Source organism: Mesorhizobium sp. W016 (assembly GCF_054719485.1).
On record NZ_JBTTIF010000002.1, the window covers coordinates 523,419 to 546,223 of the forward strand.

A 22,805-nucleotide genomic window follows, 5' to 3' on the forward strand; every position below is an offset into this window, starting at 1 on the left:
ACCCTCCCCACAAGGGGGAGGGTAAAGTCCCGAGCCTCACATCCCCGTCAGATCGCTCATCAGCCCCGAAGCCACCGACAGCCTGGACACGGTGATATCCCCGCCTTCGGTCAGCGCCTGCAGCCGCTCGCGGATGCGCGCCACGCGCTCGCCTCCGGCTTCCAGCCAGGCCGCCACAGGATCCGCCGTCCCGGCATGGCCGGCGAGAGCCGCCACCGCAATGCCGCGCCGCGCCGCGCCGATCGTGTCGGTGGCGCGCGACAGCGCCAGCTGGTCGTAATAGTCCGACGGCGTGATTGAACGCGCCGCCTCTTCGACGCGCGGAATGCGGAAGGCATCGCTGACGGCGAAGAACGCCTTGGCCGAGGCGACGACGTCGGCATTGGCCGTGCGCGCCGTCAGTGCGATGTCGGGGATCAGTCCCGCCACATCGGCCATTGCCAGCTGCCCGGCGAGCTTTTCCGGGGCGCCGGCCTTGAACAGGCCATACCGCCTCTCCTCGACCCGCTCGCGCGAGAAGGCCGGTAGCAGCGAGAGCAGCTTCGGCTCCAGCGCCATGCGCGCCTCTTGCAGTTCGGCAATGCGCTGGCCGAGCGCTGCGGTGCCGGCATCGTTCTTCAGGTACCAGCCGCTGGTCACGAAGATAAGCCGGCTGACGGACTGGTAGAGATCGAGCTGCGCCTGGCCGTCGATGTGGCTGTCCAGCGCATCGATCTCCCGATAGAGCGCCGGCAACGCGAAGCCGTCGCGCACCACGGCGAAGGTGCGCACCACGTCGGCCGCGCTGCGCCCCGTGGCTTCCTGCAGCCGGTTGACGAATGACGGTCCGCCGCGATTGACGAGATCGTTGGCGACGACGCGGGCGATGATTTCGCGGCGCAGCCGGTGGCCATGGATCTCGGCCGCATATTTCTTCGCCATCCGGTCAGGGAAATAGCCCATCAGATCGCGGTCGAAATGCGCGTCGTCAGGCACGTCGCTGGCGACGATGTCGGAAAACAGCACGATCTTGGCATAGGCGAGCAGCACGCCAAGCTCCGCCCGGGTCAGCGGCTCGCCACGCGCCTCGCGCTCGGCAAGGGCGGCCGGCGACGGCAGCGTCTCGACAGCGCGGTCGAGCAGGCCCCGAGCCTCCAGCGCCGCCATGAACCGGCTCTGGTGCGCGATGTCGGCAAGGCCGCGCTTGCGGGCGATGGAAAGCGCCAGCGTCTGTTCGTAATTGTTGGACAGCACGAGGCCGGCGACCTCGTCGGTCATCTCGGCCAGCAGCTTGTTGCGCGCCGGCCGGGTCAGCGATCCCTTGCGCATGGCGGACGCCAGCGCGATCTTGATGTTGACCTCGACGTCGGAGCAGTTGACGCCGCCGGAATTGTCGATGGCATCGGAGTTGCAGCGACCGCCATTCATGCCGAATTCGATGCGGGCACGCTGCGTGACGCCGAGATTGGCGCCCTCGCCGATCACTTTGGCCCGGACATCGAGCGCGGTGATGCGGATGGCGTCATTGGCGCGGTCGCCGACTTCGGCATTGGTTTCGCCCGAGGCCCGTAAATACGTGCCGATGCCGCCGAACCACAGAAGGTCGACGTTCGCCTTGAGGATGGCGGTCATGATCTCGGCCGGTGTCGCGGTGGTCTTGGCGAGGCCAATCGCCGCCGCCGCTGCCGCAGGCAGCGTGATCGACTTCTGGCTGCGCGAGACGATGACGCCGCCTTCCGACAGTTTGGTCTCGTCATAGTCCTGCCAAGACGAACGCGGCAGCGCGAACATGCGCTCGCGCTCGGCCATCGACGCCACTCTGTCTGGATCGGGATCGATGAAGATGTCGCGATGGTCGAAGGCGGCGATCAGCCTGGTCTGCGGCGACAGCAGCATGCCGTTGCCGAACACGTCGCCCGACATGTCGCCGACGCCGACGACGGTGAAGGGGGTGGCCTGGATGTCGCGGTTGATCTCGCGGAAATGCCGCTTGACCGCTTCCCAGGCGCCTTTGGCGGTGATGCCCATCTTCTTGTGGTCGTAACCGGCCGAGCCGCCGCTGGCGAAGGCATCGTCGAGCCAGAAACCGTGTTTCTCCGAAATGGCATTGGCGGTGTCGGAGAAGGTTGCCGTGCCCTTGTCGGCGGCGACGACAAAGTAGGGATCGTCAGGATCGCGCCTGACGACGCCGGCTGGGGGTATGACGCCATCGAGGCCGATATTGTCGGTGATCGACAGCAGGCTGGAAACGAAATTCTTGTAGGCCGAGGTGCCGGCCTCGAAGATGGCGTCGCGGCCGGCGCTCATCGGCAGCTTCTTCGGATAGAAGCCGCCCTTGGCGCCGACCGGCACGATGACGGCGTTCTTGACCTGCTGCGCCTTGACCAGGCCGAGCACCTCGGTGCGGTAATCCTGGGCGCGGTCCGACCAGCGCAGGCCGCCGCGCGCAACCGGGCCGAAGCGCAGATGCACGCCTTCGACCTCGGAACCATAGACGAAGATCTCGCGCCACGGCCGCGGCGCTGGCAATCCTTCGACCGCTTGCGAATCGAGCTTGATCGCCAGCGACTGGCCCCGCGCCTTCGTTCCCGCAACGAAATGGTTGGTGCGCAACGAGGCTTCGATCAGGTTGAGATAGCGGCGGATGATCGTGTCGTCATCAATGTTAGGGACTTCCTCCAGCGCGTCCTTGATCTTGGCCTTGAGGTGCTTGGCGGCGATCACGCCTTCCGTCTCGGCGGTCGGGCCGAGACGAGCGACGAACAGTGCATGCAGGCCGCGCGCAATGTCGGGATAGCGATTGAGCGCGGCCGCGATGAAATCCTGGCTCTGCGGGATACCGGCTTGCTGCAGGTAGCGGCCATAGGCGCGCAGAATGCTGACTTCGCCCGACCACAGGCCGGCGGTCTGGGCAAGCCCGTTATAGCTGTCATTGTCGATGTCGCCGCGCCAGACCGACAGGAACGCGTCCTCGAACAGCGCGCCGCCATCGCTGAGGTCGATCGGCTTGCCGTAGCTGTTCTCCAGTTCCATGTCGTGGACGAAGACGGTGTCGCCGCCGTCCTCGCCAACTTCGAAGGTGCGCTCGCTGATGACGCGGAAGCCGATGTTTTCCAGCACCGGCACGCGACGCGACAGCGCTACCGGGCTGCCGTGGTGGTAGATCTTCAGCGCTGCCTGATGCGGTTTCTGCTCGGCATGGCGGTAATAGTCGATGGCGATCGGGTTGGCGGTGCTGATGCCGGCGATGCGCCCCGCATCCTTCAGCGCGACGGCCGCGCTGAAGGAATCGCGATAGCTCTCAGGCAGACGCGCGGCGATCGCCTTCAGCGATGGATCGCCGCCGACGGCTTCCGCGGCTTCGGCCAGCGCGTCGTCCCAGGTTCGCACGATGTCGCGGATCGCCGCTTCGATCACAGCCTGCTCGACCTTCGGCGTCTTGCCGCCGGAGCGGCCGATGATGAAATGCACACGCGCCAGCCCGCCCTCGGGGAAAGCCGGATAGTAAGCCGACAAACGGCCCTCGAAGACGGTCTTGAGATAGGTGCCGATCTTCTCGCGCACGACGCTGTCATAGCGGTCGCGCGGCACGAAGACGAGGATCGAGACGAAGCGGTCGAACTGGTCGGCGCGCACCAGCGCCCGCACCCGCGGCCGCTCGACCAGGCCGAGAATGGCCGAGGCGTGCTTCTTCAGGATCGGCACCGGCACCTGGAACAGTTCGTCGCGCGGATAGCTCTCCAGAACGTTGATCAGCGCCTTGCCGGAATGGTCGTGCCGGTCGAAGCCGGACTTGGCGATGATGGTCTCGGCCTTTGACCTCAGATACGGGATTTTCATCACCGAGCGCGTGTAGGCAGTCGAGGTGAACAGGCCGACCATGCGCAACTCGCCGGCAAGCGTGCCCTTGGCGGTGTAGGTTTTGACGCCGATATAATCGAGATAAATGCGGCGGTGCACCAGCGACTTGGCGTTGGCCTTGGTGACGATCAGCGGCTCCGGCCCATGCAGGAAGGCGCGGATTTCGGGCGTCGTCGTCACCGCCTCGGTGCCGCGCCGGAGCACCAGCACATCCGGGTCGGCGAGGATGCCGAGACCGGGTTTGTCGGCGCGCTCCAGATTGCCGCTCTCCGCGCCGCCGGAATATTTGAACTCGCGCATGCCAAGGAAAGTGAAATTGTCGTCGCGCAGCCATTCAAGGAAGGCGATGGCCTCGGCAACGCTCTTCTTGTCGAGCGGCACGGCGGAATAGCGGAATTCGGAAATCGCCTGGTCGAGACGGGCGAGCATCGGCTTCCAGTCGCTGACGGCGGCGCGCACCTGGTTGAGCATCTTGCGCAGGCGGTCGGCCAGCGCGTCGGCCTGCTCCGCCGTCAGGCGCGGAATATGGACATGGACGACGCTCAGGCGGTCGTGATTGCCATCGTCCTTGAGGGCGCTGCCGTCGCCGAGGATCTCGTCGACGCCGGCCTTGCCGTGACGCACGACGATGACCGGATGGGTGACCAAAGTCGGTTCGCCGGCAGTTTCTGTGATCTCGCCGAGGATCGAATCGAACAGGAACGGCATGTTGTCGTTGACGACGGTGATGATCGTCATCGGGCGGCCCTCGTGGGAGACGCCCGACCCGGCATCGACGGCGACGACACTTTGGCCCTTCTTGTGGGCGGCGACCGCACGTCCTGCCAGGTCGGCGGCGCGCTCCAGGTCGGCGGCGTCATAGGCGGCAATGTCTTCGGCCGGCGCGCGGGCCAGCAGATAGTCGGCGAGCCTGGCCGGCTTCCCGTCGGGTTTCACCCCGGCATTGGCTGTTTTCTTCGGCTTAGCTGCGGATTTCACGCTCGCCATGTTGTCCTCCCGTCACATGCTTTTACGACTATGGTAGCAGATGACCGCTGTTTGGCGACAAAGGTTTGACGGCTCGATAAGAATTACAGGAATTCGACGGTCAGGCGGCGGTGAACGAAGAGGGAGACCCCATGTCCGGCAAAATCAGCGCACTTGACCTCGGTATCGCGGAACTGAGCGAGGCGACAAAAGCCTATTTCGCCAAATGCGAGGAAAAGCTCGGCCTGGTTCCCAACGTGCTTCTTGCCTATGCCTTCGACGAGAAGAAGCTGCGCGCCTTTACCGACACCTACAATGATCTGATGCTGGGTGAATCCGGCCTGTCGAAGCTGGAACGGGAGATGATCGCGGTCGTCGTTTCCTCGATCAATCACTGCTATTATTGCCTGACCGCGCATGGCGCGGCGGTGCGCCAGCTCTCCGGCGATCCGGCTCTCGGCGAGATGATGGTGATGAACTTCCGCGCTGCCAATCTTTCACCGAAACAGACGGCGATGCTCGAATTCGCCGTCAAGCTGACGGAAGAGCCGGCAAAGATCGTCGAGGCGGACAGGGAAGCACTGCGCAACGCCGGCTTCACCAACCGAGACATCTGGGACATCGCCTCGACCGCCGCCTTCTTCAACATGTCGAACCGCGTGGCGGCGGCCATCGACATGCGCCCGAACGACGAATACCACGCCATGGCGAGGTGACCAATGACGATAGATACGTCAGGCAAGTGGTGGGTTGGCAGCGAGCCCACTGACATCGGAGAATACTTGGAAGCCTATGGCGCCGACAACGCCGAGGTTCATGACTTCAGGCTCGCCCGCTGCAAGTGCGGTTCCATCTCGTTTCTCCTCGATGCCGACGATGACGAGGGTGTGGCGCGACGAACGTGCACGGTCTGCGGATCCGAGCATCTTATCTGCGACAGTGCGGAATTTTGGGACGAAGCCCAGCCGGAACGATGGGCGTGCACCGAGTGCGGCTCCGAAGCTGCAAACATCGGCGTCGGGTTTTCCATCTACCCGGAACGTGACGGCGTTCGCTGGCTTTATGTTGGCGTACGATGCGCGGCCTGTGGCGTTTTGGGATGCTTCGCCGGCTGGAAAGTTGGCACGTCTGATAGCATGGGTCTATTGGACAAAGTCTAGCTTTGAGGTTCCCATAGAAAGGCGGTCAGGATCGCGCCGCGATGGCCGCGGCGGCGCCGGCCATCGTCGTGGCGCTGATGCGGTTGGCGATCTTCATCGCACGCTTGCTCTTCAACAGTTTGCGCGCCTGTGAGGCCGCGACGACCCAGGCGAGATCGATGGCGATCAGAACCACCGCCATCGTCGCCGTCAGTTCGACCCAGCCGATGACACTCACCGAAGCGAGGTCGATGATCGTCGGCAGCAGCGCCAGATAGAACATCATGATCTTGGGATTGCCGAGCGTCACCGCCATGCCGGCAAAGAACAGCTTTGTCGCCGAATCCTCGCGCGGCATCTCGCCTTCTTTTGCGTCGACAGGTGCGGTCCACATCTTGAAGGCGAGGTAGGCGAGGTAAGCGACGCCGATCCATTTCACGACGACGAAGGCTAAATGGAAGGTCTGCGCCACGACCGCCAGCCCGAACACCGCCAGCGACAGCCAGATGGCCTCGCCGATCCACATGGCGAGCAGGAACGGAAACACGTCACGAAAGCCCTTCGAGATGACGCGGGCAACCAGTGCCGCGATCGATGGGCCGGGCGAGCCGGCGGCAACGAAGAGAGCGGCGGCGAAGATCAGCAGCGAGGTGAGGTGCATGGCGGAGCCTTCGAGCGTTGGATGGCGAAGAATATCCGATCGGCGTCAATTTGGCACCCCTCGGCCTGATGGGCCAACGAACGCGACACATTTCGGAGATCGGACTTGCCCGTGCCAGCGGTTTGAGAAAGGATCGCGGCCGTGAAATCAATCGTCATCCACGCCGCAAAAGACCTGCGCATCGAAGAGACCGATTCGGGCGCGCCTGGCGCCGGACAGGTCGAAATATCGGTCGAGGCCGGCGGCATCTGCGGCTCGGACCTGCACTACTACAATCATGGCGGCTTCGGCGTGGTGCGCCTGCGCGAGCCGATGATCCTCGGACATGAGGTCGCTGGCACGGTGAAGGCACTTGGCGCCGGCGTTTCCAGCCTTGCCGTCGGCGACCGCGTTGCGATTTCGCCCAGCCGGCCCTGCAATGCGTGCCGGTACTGCCTGCAGGGCGTGCAGAACCAGTGCCTCAACATGCGCTTCTACGGCAGCGCCATGCCGATGCCGCATATACAGGGCGCCTTCCGCCAGCGCCTCGTCGCGGAGGCCTGGCAGTGCCACAAAATCGCCGACCATGTCTCCATCAACGAAGCCGCCTTTGCCGAGCCGTTCGCGGTAACGCTGCATGCCGTGAACCGCGCCGGTTCGCTGCTCGGCAAGCGGGTTCTGGTCACCGGCAGCGGGCCGATCGGCGCGCTGTGCATCCTGGCCGCGCGCGTCCACGGCGCGCGCGAGATCGTCGTCACCGATGTCATGGACGCGGTTCTGGCCAAGGCCAACGAGATCGGCGCCGACCGCACCATCAATGTCGCCACAGATGCCGACAAGCTCGCTGGCTACAATGTCGAGAAGGGCAGTTTCGACGTCATGTTCGAATGCTCCGGCAATGAGCGCGCGGTGCGAGCCGGGCTCGATGTGCTGAAGCCGCGCGGGGTGCTCGTGCAGCTCGGCCTAGGCGGCGACATGTCGCTGCCTCAGAATCTCATCGTCGCCAAGGAGATCGAAATGCGCGGCTCCTTCCGTTTCCACGACGAGTTCGCGCTGGCCGTCGATCTGATCAACAACCGTCGCGTCGACGTCAAGCCGCTGCTGACCGGCATCTATCCGATGGACGAGGCGGTTGCGGCTTTCGAGATCGCCGGCGACCGCAACAAATCGATGAAGGTACAGATCGCCTTCGCCTGAGCAGGGCGAGACACCCTATGAACCTTGCCCGCTCGGCATCTTGCCGCTAGAAGAACCGTCCCGACATTCATTTCGAGCTTCATTTTGCCTCAGTAACCGCCGGTCTCGCCAACTCCCTGATCACACTTGGCAGGGCGCCGCATTAAGCGGTGCCTGCTCCATTTCACGTGTTCCTCAGGCGGCGGTTCGAGACCGGTTTGGCACTGCTGAACCGTTGTCGCGCGCTTTGCCGCCCGTGACAGCTGATTTCCGACATAGCTAGCTCTCGCCACGCCGTGCCCGCATGGGCATCTCGCCATTGCCGACCTGAAGAACTTCCACACTGGAAGGTCTTCCGGCTTGTCCCAACATCTCGCTATCCGCTGGGCAATCGCGCCCGAAATCGCACCTCGACCCCTGATCCACTGCAACCGCTGCGGCGCCGTGAAAGCCTATCGCTGCAGCGACAAATTCCGCGTCAACGCCAATGGCAAACGCATTGATGTCTGGCTGATCTATCGCTGCATCGACTGCGACAATTCGTGGAATTTCGGCATTTTCGAACGCTGCAACCGCCGCGACATCGAACCCGCGCTGCTGGCAGCGCTCGAAAGCAACGATCCGGCCCTCGCCCGCCGCCATGCCTTCGATGTCGTGGCTTTGCGAAACCGGGTCGGCCGCGTCGAGGAGTTTCCCGATGTCGCCGTTCACAAACACCGGCTCGGCGGCGAAGGCCGACCCGCAGCCGCGCTTGAAATCAGGCTTGGGCTGGAAATGCCGACATCGCTGCGGCTCGACCGTCTGCTCGCCGGCGAACTCGGCATCTCGCGGTCGCGGCTTCAGGCACTGGAGGAGAAGCTGGTGTTGACCGTCTTTCCGGAGGGAGCCAAGGCTTTGCGCAAGCCGGCTCGCGAGGGGACGACCATCCGCATCGACCTAGCCGGCGAAGCGGATCGCGAAGTCATCATCTCGGCGGCCGGAGGATGAGCCGCTGCGGCCAGGGGTTAATCGCTCTCTTCAGAGGTCGAAGCGATCAAACCCTTGGCCGCTTCGAGATCGCTGTCGGCGACCTGCACATGGGTCAGGCTTTGCCCGCTCGTATCGAGATGCGCCGAAAATGCATAAATCCCGTAGGCTTGAAGCATCGATATGCAGACCGCGGCCTCGGGCCGATTGTCGAATACCGCAGCCGTGACCAGTTTGTCGCTCATTGCGCGCCCTTAAGCTGCACCGACCACCTTGGCCGACCTTTCGAAACGCATCCTATACGGCTTCCAACTCCTTGGCATTTTTCCGTCGTTCAGACGCGCCAAGGAACCGCAGAGGAAAAGTAAGCATCCATAGATTGGGATGTGCCCTGCGCATCATTTTCCATGCGTAGCGGTCTGCCTGCTTTTCCTGATCGGGGTCTTGTCCCATTTCGACATGCTGCAGCGCATGGTGGCCTATTTCGTGATAGAGCGTTTTCTCGATCATGAATCTGCGAAATGCGTTGCCAATCCAATGTTTGGATGGGCGTCGCCAGACAATCTCGATGACCGATACTGTCTGGAGGTAAGTGCCGGCGAACTCGGGTTCGGGGATTTCCGGGATTATATAGATTCGCGAAATGCCAATCAGATCGGCTGCAGGTACATTTGCAAGCCAGTGGCCAATGTGCCGCGCCGCCTCCAAACCACTGTCGAGCTTGCCATGCTCCAGAACAGTGATGTCGCCAACTGAAGACCGCAGCCAGTCGTCCATCGCAAAGCGAACGATGCTGCGGAGCGCAGCGCGCATAAGGGGAGTTATCGGTCCTGCAAGCGAATCCGAAATATATCGTCGAGATGCATCTTCGTTAATATCGTGCAGGGCAGTAGCGAGGCCCGCCACAACCGTTGAAACTTCGCGATGGGAAACCTTACCCAGATCGATCTTTGCCAGCTCATACTCGATCGCCGGCAGTGCCGCGTTGCCAAATCCAACAAGCTTTTTGTGGGCTGCGAGCCTTCGCCGCGTGTCGTCTTGCATAAGACTCCGCACGAAATCCCGAACGGCATTTCGCACACCCGTTTCCTCGCCTCCACCCACAGCTAGCATACCGTGCGGAGGAGTGAGAGGAACGAGAATATCATGACACTATGAGCTTCCGCTGTGGTCCTTTGAAGAGACACCGCTGGGCTGGCTGGGCGCCAGGCTGCTCCCAGTGGGAAGCCTGTCCCATTCGGCGAGACGATGGGTTGGGTCGTCCCCATCTCGCCAAAACAAAAACCGTTACGCCGCGCCGACCACTTTGGCCGACTTCTCGAAGCGCTTGCGCTCGTTCGGGTCGAGATAGAGCTTGCGCAGGCGGATGGTCTTCGGCGTCACCTCGACCAGCTCGTCGTCCTGGATCCAGGCCAGCGCGCGCTCCAGCGTCATGCGGATCGGCGGCGTCAGCTTCACCGCCTCGTCCTTGCCGGCGGCGCGGATGTTGGTCAGCTTCTTGCCCTTCAGCACGTTCACTTCGAGGTCGTTGTCACGGCTATGGATGCCGATGATCATGCCCTGATAGACCTTGACGCCCGGGTCGATGACCATCGGGCCGCGGTCTTCGAGGTTCCACATGGCATAGGCCACTGCCTCGCCCTGTTCGTTGGAGATCAGCACGCCGTTGGTGCGGCCCGGCAGTTCGCCCTTGTAGGGCTGGTAGGCGTGGAACAGCCGGTTCATCACGGCGGTGCCGCGCGTGTCGGTCAACAGTTCCGACTGGTAGCCGATCAGTCCGCGCGTCGGCGCGTGGAAGACGATGCGCTGACGGTTGCCGCCCGAAGGCCGCAGCTCGACCATCTCGGCCTTGCGCTCCGACATCTTCTGCACGACGATGCCGGCGTGCTCCTCGTCGACGTCGATGACGACTTCCTCGACCGGCTCCAGCAATTCACCGTTCTCGCCCTTCTGCATGACGACGCGCGGACGCGACACGGCGATTTCAAAGCCTTCGCGGCGCATCGTCTCGATCAGCACGGCCAGCTGCAATTCGCCGCGGCCGGAAACGAAGAACGAATCCTTGTCGGGCGATTCCTCGATCTTGAGCGCGACATTGCCTTCGGCTTCTCGCAGCAGGCGGTCGCGGATGACGCGGCTGGTCACCTTGTCGCCTTCGGTGCCGGCGAGCGGCGAATCATTGACCAGGAAAGACATGGTCACGGTCGGCGGATCGATCGGTTGCGCATGCAACGCCTCGGTCACCGCCAGGTCGCAGAACGTGTCGGCGACAGTGCCCTTCGACAGGCCGGCAATTGCCACGATGTCACCCGCCTGCGCTTCTTCGATCGGCTGGCGCTCGAGGCCACGGAACGCGAGGATCTTGGAGATGCGCCCGGTTTCGATCTGCGTGCCGTCATGGTGGAGCACCTTGACCGCCTGGTTGGACTTCAGCGTGCCGCTCTCGATACGGCCGGTAATGATGCGGCCGAGGAACGGATTGGCTTCCAGGATGGTGCCGATCATGCGGAACGGGCCGGGATGAACGGTCGGCTCCGGCACATGCTTGATGACGAGGTCGAACAGCGGCGCCAGGCCCTGGTCCTTCGGGCCTTCCGGATTTTCCGAGACCCAGCCATCGCGGCCAGAACCGTAGAGGATCGGGAAGTCGAGCTGCTCGTCGGTGGCGTCAAGCGCTGCAAACAGGTCGAACACCTCGTTGACCACCTCGACGTGGCGGGCGTCCGGACGGTCGATCTTGTTGATGACGACGATCGGCTTCAGGCCGACCTTGAGCGCCTTGCCGACGACGAACTTGGTCTGCGGCATGGGGCCTTCGGCGGCGTCGACCAGCACGATCGCCGAATCCACCATCGACAGGATGCGCTCGACCTCACCGCCGAAATCGGCGTGGCCGGGTGTGTCGACGATGTTAATGCGGGTGTCCTTCCAGTCGACCGAGGTCGCCTTGGCCAGGATGGTGATGCCGCGTTCCTTTTCGAGGTCGTTGGAATCCATGGCGCGCTCGGCGACGCGCTGATTGTCGCGGAAGGAACCGGATTGCCGCAGCAATTGGTCGACGAGGGTGGTTTTTCCATGGTCGACGTGCGCGATGATCGCGATATTACGAATTTTCATTTTGTGGTCTCGGGAGCGTTGCAGGCAGCAGGCCAAAAGGCGCCGCCTCTTTCGGTTGCGCGGCTCATACAGGGTTTTTCGCAATTGCGAAAGAGGAGGCGCACCACCAAATACTCATCAAATCTTAAGCATCTCGGTGTGAGATGGTTTTGTTAACCAAGGCGGGAACCTTTCTGGGCCCGGGTAGTTCGAAATTCATGACCGACAAACTCAACCGATTTTGGCCCCTCATCGCTTCGGTCGCATTCGCTGCCGTGCTGGCGGCCAATGCCGCTCAATCGGCCGCCACGGTGAAGGAAGCCAATCCGGCTTCGTCGTCCGACCGGACGGCCGAGCAGATGTTTGCCGACGCCCCTGATGGCGTCGACCCCGTGGTCACCGGCCCGGTCAGCGCCTCTTTCAAGCAGAGGCAGCAGGTTGCCGGCTGCGACAGCGCGGTGTGGCCGAAGATTCCGACGGTTTGCTACCCGGACTGATGGTTGCCCATTCCAAGCGTACCGATCCTTCGCGCCGACCCAAAGGCTTACGCCGACCGCACCGGATCGAGCGTCACCTTGTAAAGCTCGATGTCGTCGCGATCCATCAGCCGCACGGTCAGCTGCTCTGTCGCCCCTGAAATGTCCACCAGGCCAAAGAACTGCAGGCCGGCCGAGGGTGGCAGGTTCTGGCCCTGTTCGGTGGTCGGCGCCTTGATGAATTTCAGCTCCGGGCCGAAGGTCATGTCGAAATCATTGGGACCGAAGGTACCGGCGTGGATCGGGCCCGAGACGAATTCCCAGAAAGGATTGAAATCCTGGAACCGCGCCTTGTCGGGGTTGTAATAGTGCGCCGCCGTGTAGTGGACATCGGCGGTCAACCAGACCGTGTTGGTGATGCCGGCAGTCTTGATGTAGCGCAACAGGTCGGCGATCTCGAGCTCGCGGCCTTTGGGCAGGCCATTGTCGCCATTGCTGATGGCTTCCGCGCCGACCTTCTTGGCGCCGTCGTCCCAGACGACGAGGCCGAGCGGCATGTCGGCGGCAATGATCTTCCAGGTCGCCCTGGAATTCGTCAGCTCGCGCTTCAGCCATTTCGTCTGCTGTTCGCCCAGCATGCGTGACTGCGGCGTCATGTCCTCCTGCATGTCGGGGCCGTTCGGGCCGCGATAGGAGCGCATGTCGAGGAAGAACACGTCGAGCAGCGGCCCATGCGCGATCTTGCGGTAGACGCGGCCGGGCTCGGACGGCTCGTAGCGGATCGTCGTCATCTCATGGAAGGCGCGCGCCGCACGCGCCGCCAGCACATGGATGGATTTTTCGGTGTAGCGGCTGTCGGCGCCGAGATTCTTCGAATCCGACCAGTTGTTCAGCACCTCGTGATCGTCCCACTGGTAGAAGGTCGGGCAGATGGCGCTCAAGGTCAGAACGTTTTTGTCCATCATGTTGTATTTCCACTGGTCGCGGTACTCATCCAGCGTCTCGGCCACCTTGCGCTTGCCGTCGATCAGGACGACGTTTTTCCACTTGCCGCCGCCAGGCAGGTCTACCTCGTCCTTCATGGCGCCATCGGCATAGATGGTGTCGCCGGAATGCAGGAAGAAATCCGGCGTGTGCCTGGCGATGGTGGCGTAGGTTTTCATGCCGGTCTCATCGATTCCCCAGCCCTGGCCGGCCGTGTCGCCCGACCAGGCGAATTTTATGTCGCGCTTCGAGGCGGGTGCTGTGCGGAAACGGCCGACGATCGGTTCGGAAACGGCGTTGATATCCGACAGGTCGGCGGCAGTCATCCGGTAGAAGATATCCTGGTCGGAGGCGAGGTCGGTAAGCAGGCGCTTGACCGTGAAGTCGCTGGCCGGCGAGGTATCGAGCGGCGCCAGCCGCGTCGCATTGGCGAAGTTTTCCGTCGACGACACTTCGAACATGACGCGCGAAGGCCGGTCGGTGCGCGTCCACACCATGCCGCACGAGGCATCGACATCGCCGGACTGGACGCCATGGGTGAAGGCCGGGCGCTGGCTGGCGCGCGAATAATAGGGCAAAGCGAGCCCCGATGCGCCGAGCAGACCGGCGGCGCTGGCAGAGGTGACGAAAGCGCGGCGGGTCAACGAGATCTTGTTCATGGCTGTCTCCTGATGGCTTCGAACGGTGCCAGCAAGCTCCAGCTTCAATGTTTCAGCCACATCTCGGGAAGATGAAACTTTGATAACAATCGACAGGTGATCTCCGCCCTTGAGGGGGGAGATGTCGCCGAAGGCGACAGAAGGGGGTCGCCTCGCTTGGAGCGCCGACCTCTGCGCAAGAGGCTGAGTCCGGTCGCACGGACCCCCTCTGGCCGCTTCGCGGCCATCTCCCCCCTGAGGGGGGAGATTAGTACCGCGCCTTACGCCGCTTGCGGCTCCGGATCGAAAGCCGGCCTGCTCGTATTGATCAGCAGCGACAGACACGCAGCCACGATCGCCGTCATGCCGGCGATCAGGAAAGCCAGTTCGTAATTGCCCTGCAGTTCGCGCATGGTGCCGCCGAAGGCGGCGGCGGTGGCGGCGCCGACTTGGTGGCCGGCTACGATCCAGCCGAACACGATCGGGCCGCTGCGGTCACCGAAGGCCTCGTTGGCGAGCCTGAGCGTCGGCGGCACGGTGGCGATCCAGTCGAGACCGTAGAGCACGGCGAAGATGATCAGGCTGGTCGCCGAGAAGCCGGAATAGGGCAGATAGATCAGCGCCAGGCCGCGAATGCCGTAGTAGACGCCGAGCAGCTTGCGCGGGTCGAAACGGTCGGTGAGCCAGCCCGAGAGCGTCGTGCCGATCAGGTCGAAAATACCCATCAGTGACAGCAGGCCTGCGGCCTGTACCTCGGGGATGCCCATGTCGCCGCAGAAGGAGATCAGATGCGTGCCGACCAGCCCGTTGGTGGTGAAGCCGCAGATGAAGAACGTGGCGAACAGATACCAGAAGACGCGGGTGCCGGCGGCGCGGCGCAGCGTGTTGAGCGTATGCGCCAGGAAATTGCCTTGCGATGCCGGCGATACCGGCGGCACGTCATCCGCCCCGGCGCCATAGCGCACCATGCCGATCGAAGCGGGACGCTCCGGAACCAACAGCCAGACCAGCGGCAGAAGACAGGCGGTGGCGATCGAGACGGCGGTAGCGACGGGCTGCCAGCCGCCCGACTGGGCGAGCGATGCCAGCAGCGGCAGGAACACCAAGAGGCCGGTGGCGCTGGAGGCCGACATCAGCCCCATCACCAAGCCGCGATTGGTCTTGAACCAGCGGTTGACGATGGTGGCGCCGAGCACGGTGGCGACCGCGCCGGAGCCGATACCTGAAAACACGCCCCAGGTGAGGAACAGATGCCATGGCTCGGTCATCAGCAGGCTGAGCGCGGTCGAGCCCGACATGATCACAAGCGAGGCAAGCAGCGTGCGGCGCAAGCCGATACGCTCCATCAATGCGGCGGCAAACGGCCCGGTCAGGCCGTAAAGGAAGATGCCGATCGCGGCGGCAATCGAAACCGTATCGCGCCCCCAGCCGAAGCTTTTATCCAACGGCAGCATCATCACCGAGGGTGCGGAACGAAGCCCGGCCGCGATCAACAAGCAGAGGAAGATGACGCCAACCACGACGAAAGCGTAGCGCTGGCCAAAGGGACGGGATTGAGCTATCATGTTACTGACCGGTACGTTGCAGGGTGAGGACATGTATACGTACCGATCGGTAACACGTCAATCGAGTCATACCATGCCAACGGACAAAAATATTGAACTGACCATCAAGGACGGTCATGCAGCCGCACCGCCCAAGGCTGCCAAGAAAATCCTCGACGTGGCGTACGACCTGTTCTACCGCCGCGGCATCCGGGCGATCGGCGTCGACGAGATCGTCAAGCGCGCCGGCGTCACCAAGCCCAGCCTCTACCGCAGCTTTCCCTCCAAGGACGAGCTCGCCGCTTCCTATCTCAGGCAATATGACCGTGAGTATTGGGAGCGTTTCGACGAAGCCGTGGCTGCCCATCCCGGCGACCCGCGGGCACAGCTCAGGGCTTTCCTGACTCGCGTCGGCAAGCGCACGCAAAGGCCGGACTATCGCGGCTGCGGCATGACCAACGCGGCGGTGGAATATCCCGAACATGGCCATCCGGCGCGCGTCGTCAGCGAGGCCAACAAGCAGGAGTTGCGCCACCGCCTGCGCGCGATGGCCGCAGCGATGGGCGCTAAAGACCCTGACACGCTCGGCGACGGCCTGCTGCTGTTGATCGAAGGCGCCTATATCAGTGGCCAGCTCTTCGGCCTCGGAGGCCCGGCGGCAGCGGTCGCCCACAACGCCGACCTGCTGATCGAGGCGAGCTTGAAGAAATAACATTTCGAACGTTGGCGCCGCCCCTCACCTGCCGGCATCCTTTCCCGGAAATGGGGCGAGGAACGCTCTCATCACGATTTCGCCAATTGCCAGCGTTGCAAGGTTGTCGCCAGCGGCGCAGCCGGCCACTTTCTCCCGTTCAGGGGGAGAATTGCCCGGCAGGGCGATTTGGGCGGCGCCAACGTTGAGATTGGCACGCTAGGCCGGCCGCAGATTTGGCGATAGGCTGGGGCGAACTTCACGGGAGACGTCCGCATGCGAACCCTGCTGCTTGTTCCATTCGCCCTCGCCGCCCTATCCCAAACCGCCCATGCCGACGGAATATCCAGCGTCTACACCGACCTCGACTCGCAAAAGGACTGCGTCACCTATGCGCAGGCGCAGGAAGGCGACGGCGAATGGGCCGAACTCGCCTGCTCCGGCTATCGTGGCTATCCCGTGCTGATCGCCTATGACGACGCCCGTGAATCGCTGTTCTACGGATTTCCGCCCGGCGGCGACATGACCTCGGTCTGGGAGAGCTTTTCCGGCTTCAACTCGTCCGGCGCCAAGGTCGAGTGGCGCATCGAGACCAAGGGCGACGTTGCCGTTCCCTTTGCCGTCATCCACCGCCGCTCGATCAGCAATCCCGAGGACGAGAACAAGCCGACCGAAGTGCTGCTCGTCGCCAAGGTCGCCCAGATGGAAGCCCGCGACGGCTGCACCATCGGCCTCGTGCTGGCCACCGGCAACCCGCAGGCCAATGACCAGGCGCGCAAGTTGGCCGACGAAAAGGCGAAGAGTTTCGCCTGTGGCAAGGACAAGCACACCGTCATCGGCAACGTGCCGGCGTTTGGTCGGGTGGATAACTAGTCACGTGGGTGCAAGGCACCCCCCTCTGCCCTGCCGGGCATCTCCCCCTCAAGGGGGGAGATTGGCAGCTTCGCTGGCGGCGCTTTTCTTTCGGCGCTGAAAATTGACGAAAGCCGTTGCGACTCCCCCCTTGAGGGGGAGATGGCCGGCAGGCCAGAGGGGGGTGCCTCGCGCTGGCGTTTGCCGCTTACTTGAACGAGACGCAGGCCTCTCTCGGCGCTACTTTGCCGCCTTCGCCCGTGCGATCGCGTCGACGATCATCTTCTTGGCGTATTTGGAATCGTGCCAGCCTTCGATCTTGACCCATTTGCCGGGCTCGAGATCCTTGTAGTGCTCGAAGAAGTGCTGGACCTGGTCGCGGGTGATCTCGGGCAGCTGCGTGTATTCGGTGACGTTTTCGTAGCGCAGCGTCAGCTTCGGCGACGGCACGGCAATGACCTTCTCGTCCTGGCCGGCATTGTCTTCCATCACCAGCACGCCGATCGGCCGCACATTGATGACGCAGCCCGGCACCAGCGCGCGGGTGTTGCAGACCAGAACGTCAATCGGGTCGCCGTCGCCCGAGAGCGTGTGCGGCACGAAACCGTAATTGCCGGGGTAGCGCATCGAGGTGTGCAGGAAACGGTCGACGAACAGCGTGCCGGCCTCCTTGTCCATCTCGTACTTGATCGGCTCGCCGCCGATCGGCACCTCGATGATGACGTTGATGTCCTCGGGCGGGTTCTTTCCGATGGCAATGGCTTCGATTCGCATGGCTTAAATCCCTCTCTCGATGTCCAAGATCGATAGCGGGCGGCGCGGCATGGTGCAATGCGGCGATTGGTGCGAAGCGCTAACGGAAGCGCACGGTTTATGATGATTTGTAACCGAGGCCGGTCATTCCCAGACGAAGGCGACCTTCTTGAGCGCCCTCTGCTCGAAAATCTCGACGCCTTCGGCGACGTCACGGCCACCCGCGCCGGCATAGAAGGAAAGTGCGTTCTGGTTGTCTTCCAGCGCCCACACCACCATTCCCTTCAGCCCGTGGTCGGCAAGCCGCGCCCGCGCCGCCTTGAACAGCCGGCTGCCGAGCCCGATGCCTTGATATTCCGGACGCAGGTAAAGTTCGTAGATTTCGCCCTGTTGCTTCAGCTCGCGGGCGCGGTTCTTGCCGATCGTGGCATAGCCGGCGATGGTGCCGCCGATCTCGACCACCAGAACGGTGGCGGCGCGGCGGATGGCGTTGGCCCACCAGTCGGCGCCGCGGCGGTTGATCATCGAGGTCAGCGAGCGCTGCGGGATGATGCCGGAATAGGCGCCCTCCCAAGCCTGCTGGTGCACGTCCGCAATGGCGCCAGCGTCGCGCGGTTCGGCTTTCCTGATGTCGATGCTCAGCGTATTCATGATTTGTTAACCATAAACCCGCATCGGCCATTTGCAAGAGTCGAGGTCAGCCCGCCGACCGCTTTCTCACAGCCGATCGCGACACTGCTGACAATGGGCAAAGCCTGCCTGGAAAACGCACCCAGCCGGCGCGGTCAGGCGTCCGTCCGGGTAGCGCGTGCTGGCTTTTCAGATCTCGACGAGATGATCGTCCAGTTCATTGGCATCGCCCAACGTCACCGGGAAATGCTCGGCCAGCACCGCGCCGACCTGCCCGATCGCCTTGACGAAGCCGTCGGCGAGCCGGTCGTGACCGGCATGCTGCAGGAGATCGCGCACCACGCCGTCCCAGACATGCTGGCCGACCTTGCTGTCGATGCCCGAATCGGCGACCACTTCGGCATAACGCTCGGCGATCGACACGAAGACCAACACGCCGGTGCGCGCCGTGGTGCGGTGGACATTGCGGGCGAGGAACTGCCTGAGCGCATTGTCATGTGCCGCCTGATAACGCTGCCGGCGCGGCACCAGATGGATGCGCAAGCCCGGCAGCGCCCACAAAAGCACCAACACCGAGGCCAGTGCCAGCAGTTGGACAATGACGAAATGCGGCAGCCGGATCGACAGCCACCAGGCTTCCAGCCCATAGGCGACGGCGAGGCTGGCAATCAGCATGCCTGATGTCGCCATGAAGGCGGCGGGAAAGAAATAGCCGTCGCTGGCATGCGCAACGACGCAGTAGATCTCGCCGTCGGTTTTGGCCTCGGCCGCGCGGATCGCGGTGGCGATGCGCTCATGGTCCTGTGGGCTGATCGGTCGTGTTGCCATCTTCTCTCACCAGCTCCCTGAAGACCCGCCACCGCCAGACGAACCGCCGCCGCCTGAAAACCCGCCGCCGCTGCTTGAGCCCGAAGACCAGCTGCTGCCCGAACTTCCCGATGACCATCCGCTGCCCGACGACGAACTTGTTGTCCAGCTGCTGGAGCCCGAGGACGATCCGCTCGGCCCCTGGCCGTAGCGAAAGGTCATGCCCAGCCATTTATACACGCCCGGCGACAGCTTGGTGCCGAAGATCGGCGGCAGGAAGGCCATCGCCAGGCCGCCGAAGAACATCGCCGCCCACAGGATCAGGAAGACCGCGACGACGGGATCGATGGGCGTGCTGCGGTCGGCCGGGTTGCGCTTGCCGCGCGCCTCCAGCTCTTCCGGGTTGCCTTCCAGCACCATGACCATGTCGTCGACGGCCTTGGAAATGCCGCCGGAGAAATCACCGGCGCGGAACGCCGGCACCATGTCGTTTTCGATGATCAGTTTGGTGTGCAGGTCGGTGAGCGTGCCTTCCAGCCCGTAGCCGACCTCGATGCGCATCTTGCGGTCGTTCGGCGCCACCAGAAGCAGCACGCCATTGTTCTCGCCGGCCTGGCCGAGCTTCCAGAAGCGGAACAGCCGGTTGGCGTAGGGTTCGATCTCCTCGCCGTCGAGGCTGTTGATCGTGGCGACGACGATCTGGTCGGAGCCTTTGGTCTCGAAATCCGCGAGCTTCTGCGTCAGTGCCGCCTTGGTCGCGGCGTCGATAATACCGGCATTGTCGACCACCCGCCCGGTGAGTGCCGGCAGGTCTGCCGCCAAGGCTACAAACAGCATGGTGAGCATCGTCAACAGGGCGATGCCGATCGTCGCGGCTGCGCGGCCAGGTCTTGGCGGATTGAAGACGCGTACTGTCATGCCGTCACCAGTTCCCCTCAACCACCATGACTGTCCTCAATCACCATGATCATGTCGTCGACCGCTTTGGAAATACCGCCGGAGAAATCCCCGGCGCGGAAGGCCGGCACCATGCCTTCAATGATCCGTGTGGCGTGCTGGTTGGTGAGCGTGGCTTCCAGCCCGTAGCCGACCTCGATGCGCATCTTGCGGTCGTTCACGGCCACCAGCAGAAGCACGCCATTGTTCTTGGCCTTCTGGCCGAGCTTCCAGGCGTTGAACAGCCGGGTGGCGTAAGGCTCGATCTCCTCGCCGTCGAGGCTGGGAACCGTCGCGACGACGATCTGGTCGGAGCCTTTGGTCTCGAAATCGGCCAGTCTTTGGGTGAGCGCCGCCTCGGTCGCGGCATCGATGATGCCTGCATTGTCGACGACACGACCGGTGAGGGCGGGCAGTTCCGCCGCCAGCGCCGCGAAGCTGACGAGCAAGACCAGCAAGGCAGCGCCGGTCATCGTGGCGAAGCGGCCATGCCAGGGATTGGCGATGCGTGTTGTCATCTCGTCACCAGCTTCCCGAGGAGCCGCCGCCGCCGGACGAACCGCCGCCGCCGGAAAAGCCGCCACCACCGCTTGAACCCGACGACCAGCCGCCCCCGCCCGAAGACCAGCCGCCGCTGGACGACCGCCGGCCCGGCTCGAATGTCATGCCGAGCCAGCGATAGCGGCCGGGACCGAGTTTTTGGCCGAAGATCGGCGGCAGGATGGAGGCGGCCATGCTGCCGAAGAAGATGATTGCCCAGATGCTGATGAAGACGCCGAAGAACAGATTGTCGGTATTGATGGGCGGCTTCTGGTTGCGCTCGCCGCGCGCCTCCAATTCCTCCGGATTGCCTTCCAGCACCATCACCATGTCGCCGACGGCCTTGGAAATGCCCCCGGAGAAATCGCCGGCGCGGAACGCCGGCACCATGTCGTTTTCGATGATCAGCTTGGTGTGCAAATCGGTCAGCGTGCCTTCCAGCCCATAGCCGACCTCGATGCGCATCTTGCGGTCGTTCGGCGCCACCAGCAGCAGCACGCCGTTATTTTCCTTGGCCTGGCCAAGCTTCCAGAAGCGAAACAGCCGGTTGGCGTAAGGCTCGATCTCCTCGCCGTCGAGGCTGGGGATGGTGGCGACGACGATCTGGCCGGAGCCTTTTGTCTCGAAGTCGGCGAGTTTCTGGGTGAGCGCGGCTTTGGTGCCTGCATCGATGATCCCGGCGTTATCGACGACGCGGCCGGTCAGCGCGGGGAGGTCGGCGGCGAAGGCGGTGAGGGGCAGGAAGACGGCCAGAAAGGCGAGAAGAACACCAAGGTTGGCGTTCCTTCGCGTCCCCCTCTGTCCTGCCGGACATCTCCCCCTCGAGGGGGGAGATTGGCAATCTCGCTGCCGACGCTCAGCCGGCAACGCTGATATTTGGCGCAAGGACAGAAGACAGCTGATCTCCCCCCTTGAGGGGGAGATGTCCGGCAGGACAGAGGGGGGTGTGAAGGAACGCAAGGCTGGCAAAGGCCAAGCTCACCCAGACGTCATCACCCGCCCTGCTTCGTGCCGAAATCGACCTTCGGCGGCTGCATCTTGTCTTCTTCGACGGTGAAGTTGGCGAAGGGCTCGTTGCTGCGGAACCAGAAGGTTGCCCATAGCACCGACGGAAAGGTCCTCAGCGTCAGATTGTAATCCTTGACCGCCAGGATGTAGTCGCGCCGCGCCACGGCGATACGGTTCTCGGTGCCTTCGAGTTGCGCCTGCAGCGCCAGGAAATTCTGGTTGGCCTTGAGGTCGGGATAGGCCTCCGACACCGCGATCAGCCGCGATAGCGCGCTGGTCAGCCCTGATTGCGCATCCTGGAACTTCTTGAGCGCTTCGGGGTCCTTCAGCGTTTCCGGCGTCACCGTGATCTGCGTCGCCTTGGCGCGCGCCTCGACCACCGCATCGAGCGTGTCCTTTTCATGCGAGGCATAGCCCTTCACCGTCTCGACCAAATTGGGAATGAGGTCGGACCGACGCTGATACTGGTTCAGCACCTCGCTCCATGCCGCCTTAGCGTTTTCCTCCGCCGTCGGGATGGTGTTGAAGCCGCAGCCGGCGAGCAGAGGCAGCACGACGGCCATCATCAGCACGGCCGGCAGACTGCGAAAAGGGAAGGCAAGGCGCTGGGCAAACATGGTGAGGTCCCTCGACAGAAGTTGCATGCGAAGCATTAGCACAATCCGCGCTCAAGAAAATGTCTGCCGCTGGCGCGCATTCCTGGCGCGCATTCATGCGCCGGCGAGGCCCTGTGATTGATCGCGCGAACACGGTATGGTTGCCGGCAAACAGGACAGGATCATGGCGGAACGCCACGACGATGACAGCGAATCGCGCCGCATTATCGAGCGCGTGGCGAACGAGGGCGGCCTTGGCGGCGCATCGCTGGTGTCACGGGCAGCGAAAGGCGCGCGCGATCATGTTACCGCAGCGGAGGCCGACCGATCCGATCCGATCGAGGTCTGGGGCACCCGCATCGGTCGCGCACTTGGGCTCATCGTCGCCCTCGGCCTTTTGATCTGGCTCGTGTACCACGTCTCCCGGGGCAGCTAGAGCATGATCCTGAAAAGTGGGAACCGGTTTTCTCGGACAAGCGGGAACCGTTTTGTCCGGAGATCATGCTCCAACCAAAGAGATAGATCAG

At 63.2% G+C, this 22,805-nt stretch carries 21 protein-coding genes and 1 pseudogene; 7 read left to right on the forward strand and 15 right to left on the reverse strand.

The features are described from left to right. Positions 1 to 36: 36 nt before the first annotated feature. Entirely contained in the window at positions 37 to 4,827 is a 4,791-nt protein-coding gene (locus ACYG9V_RS02925; protein WP_352765189.1) for an NAD-glutamate dehydrogenase, read from the reverse strand. A gap of 131 nt (positions 4,828 to 4,958) precedes the next feature. Between ACYG9V_RS02925 and ACYG9V_RS02930 the strand changes: the two genes are divergently transcribed. After that, complete coding sequence (locus ACYG9V_RS02930) at positions 4,959 to 5,522, forward strand: peroxidase-related enzyme (RefSeq protein WP_023681420.1); 564 nt, start codon at positions 4,959 to 4,961, stop codon at positions 5,520 to 5,522. Between the two features lie 18 nt (positions 5,523 to 5,540). Here ACYG9V_RS02930 and ACYG9V_RS02935 read toward each other — a convergent pair whose 3' ends face one another. Beyond that, positions 5,541 to 5,732, reverse strand: coding sequence for a hypothetical protein (locus tag ACYG9V_RS02935; protein ID WP_460221908.1), 192 nt, complete (start codon positions 5,730 to 5,732; stop codon positions 5,541 to 5,543). A 259-nt stretch (positions 5,733 to 5,991) separates the two neighbouring features. Then, positions 5,992 to 6,606 (reverse strand): LysE family translocator, encoded by a 615-nt coding sequence (locus tag ACYG9V_RS02940; protein WP_023668632.1) that lies wholly within the window; start codon positions 6,604 to 6,606, stop codon positions 5,992 to 5,994. 141 nt (positions 6,607 to 6,747) lie between these two features. Between ACYG9V_RS02940 and ACYG9V_RS02945 the strand changes: the two genes are divergently transcribed. Together ACYG9V_RS02945 and ACYG9V_RS02950 are read left to right on the forward strand one after the other, a co-directional pair. Then, positions 6,748 to 7,782, forward strand: coding sequence for an L-idonate 5-dehydrogenase (locus tag ACYG9V_RS02945; protein ID WP_352765186.1), 1,035 nt, complete (start codon positions 6,748 to 6,750; stop codon positions 7,780 to 7,782). A 339-nt stretch (positions 7,783 to 8,121) separates the two neighbouring features. Then, complete coding sequence (locus tag ACYG9V_RS02950) at positions 8,122 to 8,748, forward strand: DUF1062 domain-containing protein (RefSeq protein ID WP_352765183.1); 627 nt, start codon at positions 8,122 to 8,124, stop codon at positions 8,746 to 8,748. Positions 8,749 to 8,765: 17 nt separating this feature from the next. Here ACYG9V_RS02950 and ACYG9V_RS02955 read toward each other — a convergent pair whose 3' ends face one another. From ACYG9V_RS02955 to typA, 3 genes are all read right to left on the reverse strand, one after another. After that, complete coding sequence (locus ACYG9V_RS02955; protein WP_023688850.1) at positions 8,766 to 8,972, reverse strand: hypothetical protein; 207 nt, start codon at positions 8,970 to 8,972, stop codon at positions 8,766 to 8,768. Positions 8,973 to 9,024: 52 nt separating this feature from the next. Beyond that, positions 9,025 to 9,771 (reverse strand): M48 family metalloprotease, encoded by a 747-nt coding sequence (locus tag ACYG9V_RS02960; RefSeq protein ID WP_023704967.1) that lies wholly within the window; start codon positions 9,769 to 9,771, stop codon positions 9,025 to 9,027. A 243-nt stretch (positions 9,772 to 10,014) separates the two neighbouring features. Further along, positions 10,015 to 11,844, reverse strand: coding sequence for a translational GTPase TypA (gene typA, locus ACYG9V_RS02965; RefSeq protein WP_023681424.1), 1,830 nt, complete (start codon positions 11,842 to 11,844; stop codon positions 10,015 to 10,017). Between the two features lie 197 nt (positions 11,845 to 12,041). Between typA and ACYG9V_RS02970 the strand changes: the two genes are divergently transcribed. Then, the gene (locus ACYG9V_RS02970; RefSeq protein WP_023753187.1) at positions 12,042 to 12,320 is read left to right on the forward strand and encodes a hypothetical protein; all 279 of its coding nucleotides are present in this window, start codon (positions 12,042 to 12,044) and stop codon (positions 12,318 to 12,320) included. Between the two features lie 47 nt (positions 12,321 to 12,367). Here ACYG9V_RS02970 and ACYG9V_RS02975 read toward each other — a convergent pair whose 3' ends face one another. Beyond that, positions 12,368 to 13,942 carry an alkaline phosphatase D family protein gene (locus ACYG9V_RS02975; RefSeq protein WP_352765182.1) on the reverse strand — a complete coding sequence of 525 codons (1,575 nt, stop codon included), beginning with the start codon at positions 13,940 to 13,942 and terminating at the stop codon, positions 12,368 to 12,370. A gap of 260 nt (positions 13,943 to 14,202) precedes the next feature. Then, positions 14,203 to 15,486 (reverse strand): MFS transporter, encoded by a 1,284-nt coding sequence (locus tag ACYG9V_RS02980; RefSeq protein WP_023835196.1) that lies wholly within the window; start codon positions 15,484 to 15,486, stop codon positions 14,203 to 14,205. Positions 15,487 to 15,559: 73 nt separating this feature from the next. Between ACYG9V_RS02980 and ACYG9V_RS02985 the strand changes: the two genes are divergently transcribed. Continuing rightward, positions 15,560 to 16,177, forward strand: a complete 618-nt coding sequence (locus tag ACYG9V_RS02985) for a TetR/AcrR family transcriptional regulator (protein WP_023668625.1) — start codon at positions 15,560 to 15,562, stop codon at positions 16,175 to 16,177. A gap of 255 nt (positions 16,178 to 16,432) precedes the next feature. Then, entirely contained in the window at positions 16,433 to 17,029 is a 597-nt protein-coding gene (locus ACYG9V_RS02990) for a hypothetical protein (protein WP_023700187.1), read from the forward strand. A gap of 219 nt (positions 17,030 to 17,248) precedes the next feature. Here the strand turns inward: ACYG9V_RS02990 and ppa are convergent, their stop codons facing one another. From ppa to ACYG9V_RS03025, 7 genes and pseudogenes are all read right to left on the reverse strand, one after another. Beyond that, positions 17,249 to 17,782 carry an inorganic diphosphatase gene (gene ppa / locus ACYG9V_RS02995; RefSeq protein ID WP_023668623.1) on the reverse strand — a complete coding sequence of 178 codons (534 nt, stop codon included), beginning with the start codon at positions 17,780 to 17,782 and terminating at the stop codon, positions 17,249 to 17,251. Between the two features lie 123 nt (positions 17,783 to 17,905). Continuing rightward, positions 17,906 to 18,412, reverse strand: a complete 507-nt coding sequence (locus ACYG9V_RS03000) for a GNAT family N-acetyltransferase (RefSeq protein ID WP_352765181.1) — start codon at positions 18,410 to 18,412, stop codon at positions 17,906 to 17,908. Positions 18,413 to 18,580: 168 nt separating this feature from the next. Next, complete coding sequence (locus ACYG9V_RS03005) at positions 18,581 to 19,219, reverse strand: TPM domain-containing protein (RefSeq protein WP_023755945.1); 639 nt, start codon at positions 19,217 to 19,219, stop codon at positions 18,581 to 18,583. A 6-nt stretch (positions 19,220 to 19,225) separates the two neighbouring features. After that, positions 19,226 to 20,116: a TPM domain-containing protein gene (locus ACYG9V_RS03010; RefSeq protein ID WP_352674380.1), complete on the reverse strand. Its 891-nt coding sequence runs from the start codon at positions 20,114 to 20,116 to the stop codon at positions 19,226 to 19,228. Positions 20,117 to 20,151: 35 nt separating this feature from the next. Next, a pseudogene (locus ACYG9V_RS03015) lies at positions 20,152 to 20,607 on the reverse strand (TPM domain-containing protein); the annotation flags it as partial. 49 nt (positions 20,608 to 20,656) lie between these two features. Then, a complete protein-coding gene (locus ACYG9V_RS03020; RefSeq protein ID WP_352765274.1) occupies positions 20,657 to 21,427 on the reverse strand; it encodes a TPM domain-containing protein in 771 nt (256 codons plus the stop codon). Between the two features lie 239 nt (positions 21,428 to 21,666). Next, the gene (locus ACYG9V_RS03025; RefSeq protein ID WP_023681434.1) at positions 21,667 to 22,299 is read right to left on the reverse strand and encodes a LemA family protein; all 633 of its coding nucleotides are present in this window, start codon (positions 22,297 to 22,299) and stop codon (positions 21,667 to 21,669) included. A gap of 163 nt (positions 22,300 to 22,462) precedes the next feature. On the opposite strand from ACYG9V_RS03025, the gene ACYG9V_RS03030 reads away from it, so the two are divergent. After that, on the forward strand, positions 22,463 to 22,714 hold the full coding sequence (locus ACYG9V_RS03030; protein ID WP_023668616.1) for a hypothetical protein: 252 nt from the start codon (positions 22,463 to 22,465) through the stop codon (positions 22,712 to 22,714). Positions 22,715 to 22,805: the final 91 nt, after the last annotated feature.

Excerpts from the sequence above, each read along its gene's own strand:
- ACYG9V_RS02925 (WP_352765189.1), bottom strand. The coding sequence starts at position 4,827 with ATGGCGAGCGTGAAATCCGCAGCTAAGCCGAAGAAAACAGCCAATGCC.
- ACYG9V_RS02930 (WP_023681420.1), top strand. The coding sequence starts at position 4,959 with ATGTCCGGCAAAATCAGCGCACTTGACCTCGGTATCGCGGAACTGAGC.
- ACYG9V_RS02935 (WP_460221908.1), bottom strand. The coding sequence starts at position 5,732 with ATGCTCGGATCCGCAGACCGTGCACGTTCGTCGCGCCACACCCTCGTC.
- ACYG9V_RS02940 (WP_023668632.1), bottom strand. The coding sequence starts at position 6,606 with ATGCACCTCACCTCGCTGCTGATCTTCGCCGCCGCTCTCTTCGTTGCC.
- ACYG9V_RS02955 (WP_023688850.1), bottom strand. The coding sequence starts at position 8,972 with ATGAGCGACAAACTGGTCACGGCTGCGGTATTCGACAATCGGCCCGAG.
- ACYG9V_RS02960 (WP_023704967.1), bottom strand. The coding sequence starts at position 9,771 with ATGCAAGACGACACGCGGCGAAGGCTCGCAGCCCACAAAAAGCTTGTT.
- typA (WP_023681424.1), bottom strand. The coding sequence starts at position 11,844 with ATGAAAATTCGTAATATCGCGATCATCGCGCACGTCGACCATGGAAAA.
- ACYG9V_RS02970 (WP_023753187.1), top strand. The coding sequence starts at position 12,042 with ATGACCGACAAACTCAACCGATTTTGGCCCCTCATCGCTTCGGTCGCA.
- ACYG9V_RS02975 (WP_352765182.1), bottom strand. The coding sequence starts at position 13,942 with ATGAACAAGATCTCGTTGACCCGCCGCGCTTTCGTCACCTCTGCCAGC.
- ACYG9V_RS02980 (WP_023835196.1), bottom strand. The coding sequence starts at position 15,486 with ATGATAGCTCAATCCCGTCCCTTTGGCCAGCGCTACGCTTTCGTCGTG.
- ACYG9V_RS02985 (WP_023668625.1), top strand. The coding sequence starts at position 15,560 with ATGCCAACGGACAAAAATATTGAACTGACCATCAAGGACGGTCATGCA.
- ACYG9V_RS02990 (WP_023700187.1), top strand. The coding sequence starts at position 16,433 with ATGCGAACCCTGCTGCTTGTTCCATTCGCCCTCGCCGCCCTATCCCAA.
- ppa (WP_023668623.1), bottom strand. The coding sequence starts at position 17,782 with ATGCGAATCGAAGCCATTGCCATCGGAAAGAACCCGCCCGAGGACATC.
- ACYG9V_RS03000 (WP_352765181.1), bottom strand. The coding sequence starts at position 18,412 with ATGAATACGCTGAGCATCGACATCAGGAAAGCCGAACCGCGCGACGCT.
- ACYG9V_RS03005 (WP_023755945.1), bottom strand. The coding sequence starts at position 19,219 with ATGGCAACACGACCGATCAGCCCACAGGACCATGAGCGCATCGCCACC.
- ACYG9V_RS03010 (WP_352674380.1), bottom strand. The coding sequence starts at position 20,116 with ATGACAGTACGCGTCTTCAATCCGCCAAGACCTGGCCGCGCAGCCGCG.
- ACYG9V_RS03025 (WP_023681434.1), bottom strand. The coding sequence starts at position 22,299 with ATGTTTGCCCAGCGCCTTGCCTTCCCTTTTCGCAGTCTGCCGGCCGTG.
- ACYG9V_RS03030 (WP_023668616.1), top strand. The coding sequence starts at position 22,463 with ATGGCGGAACGCCACGACGATGACAGCGAATCGCGCCGCATTATCGAG.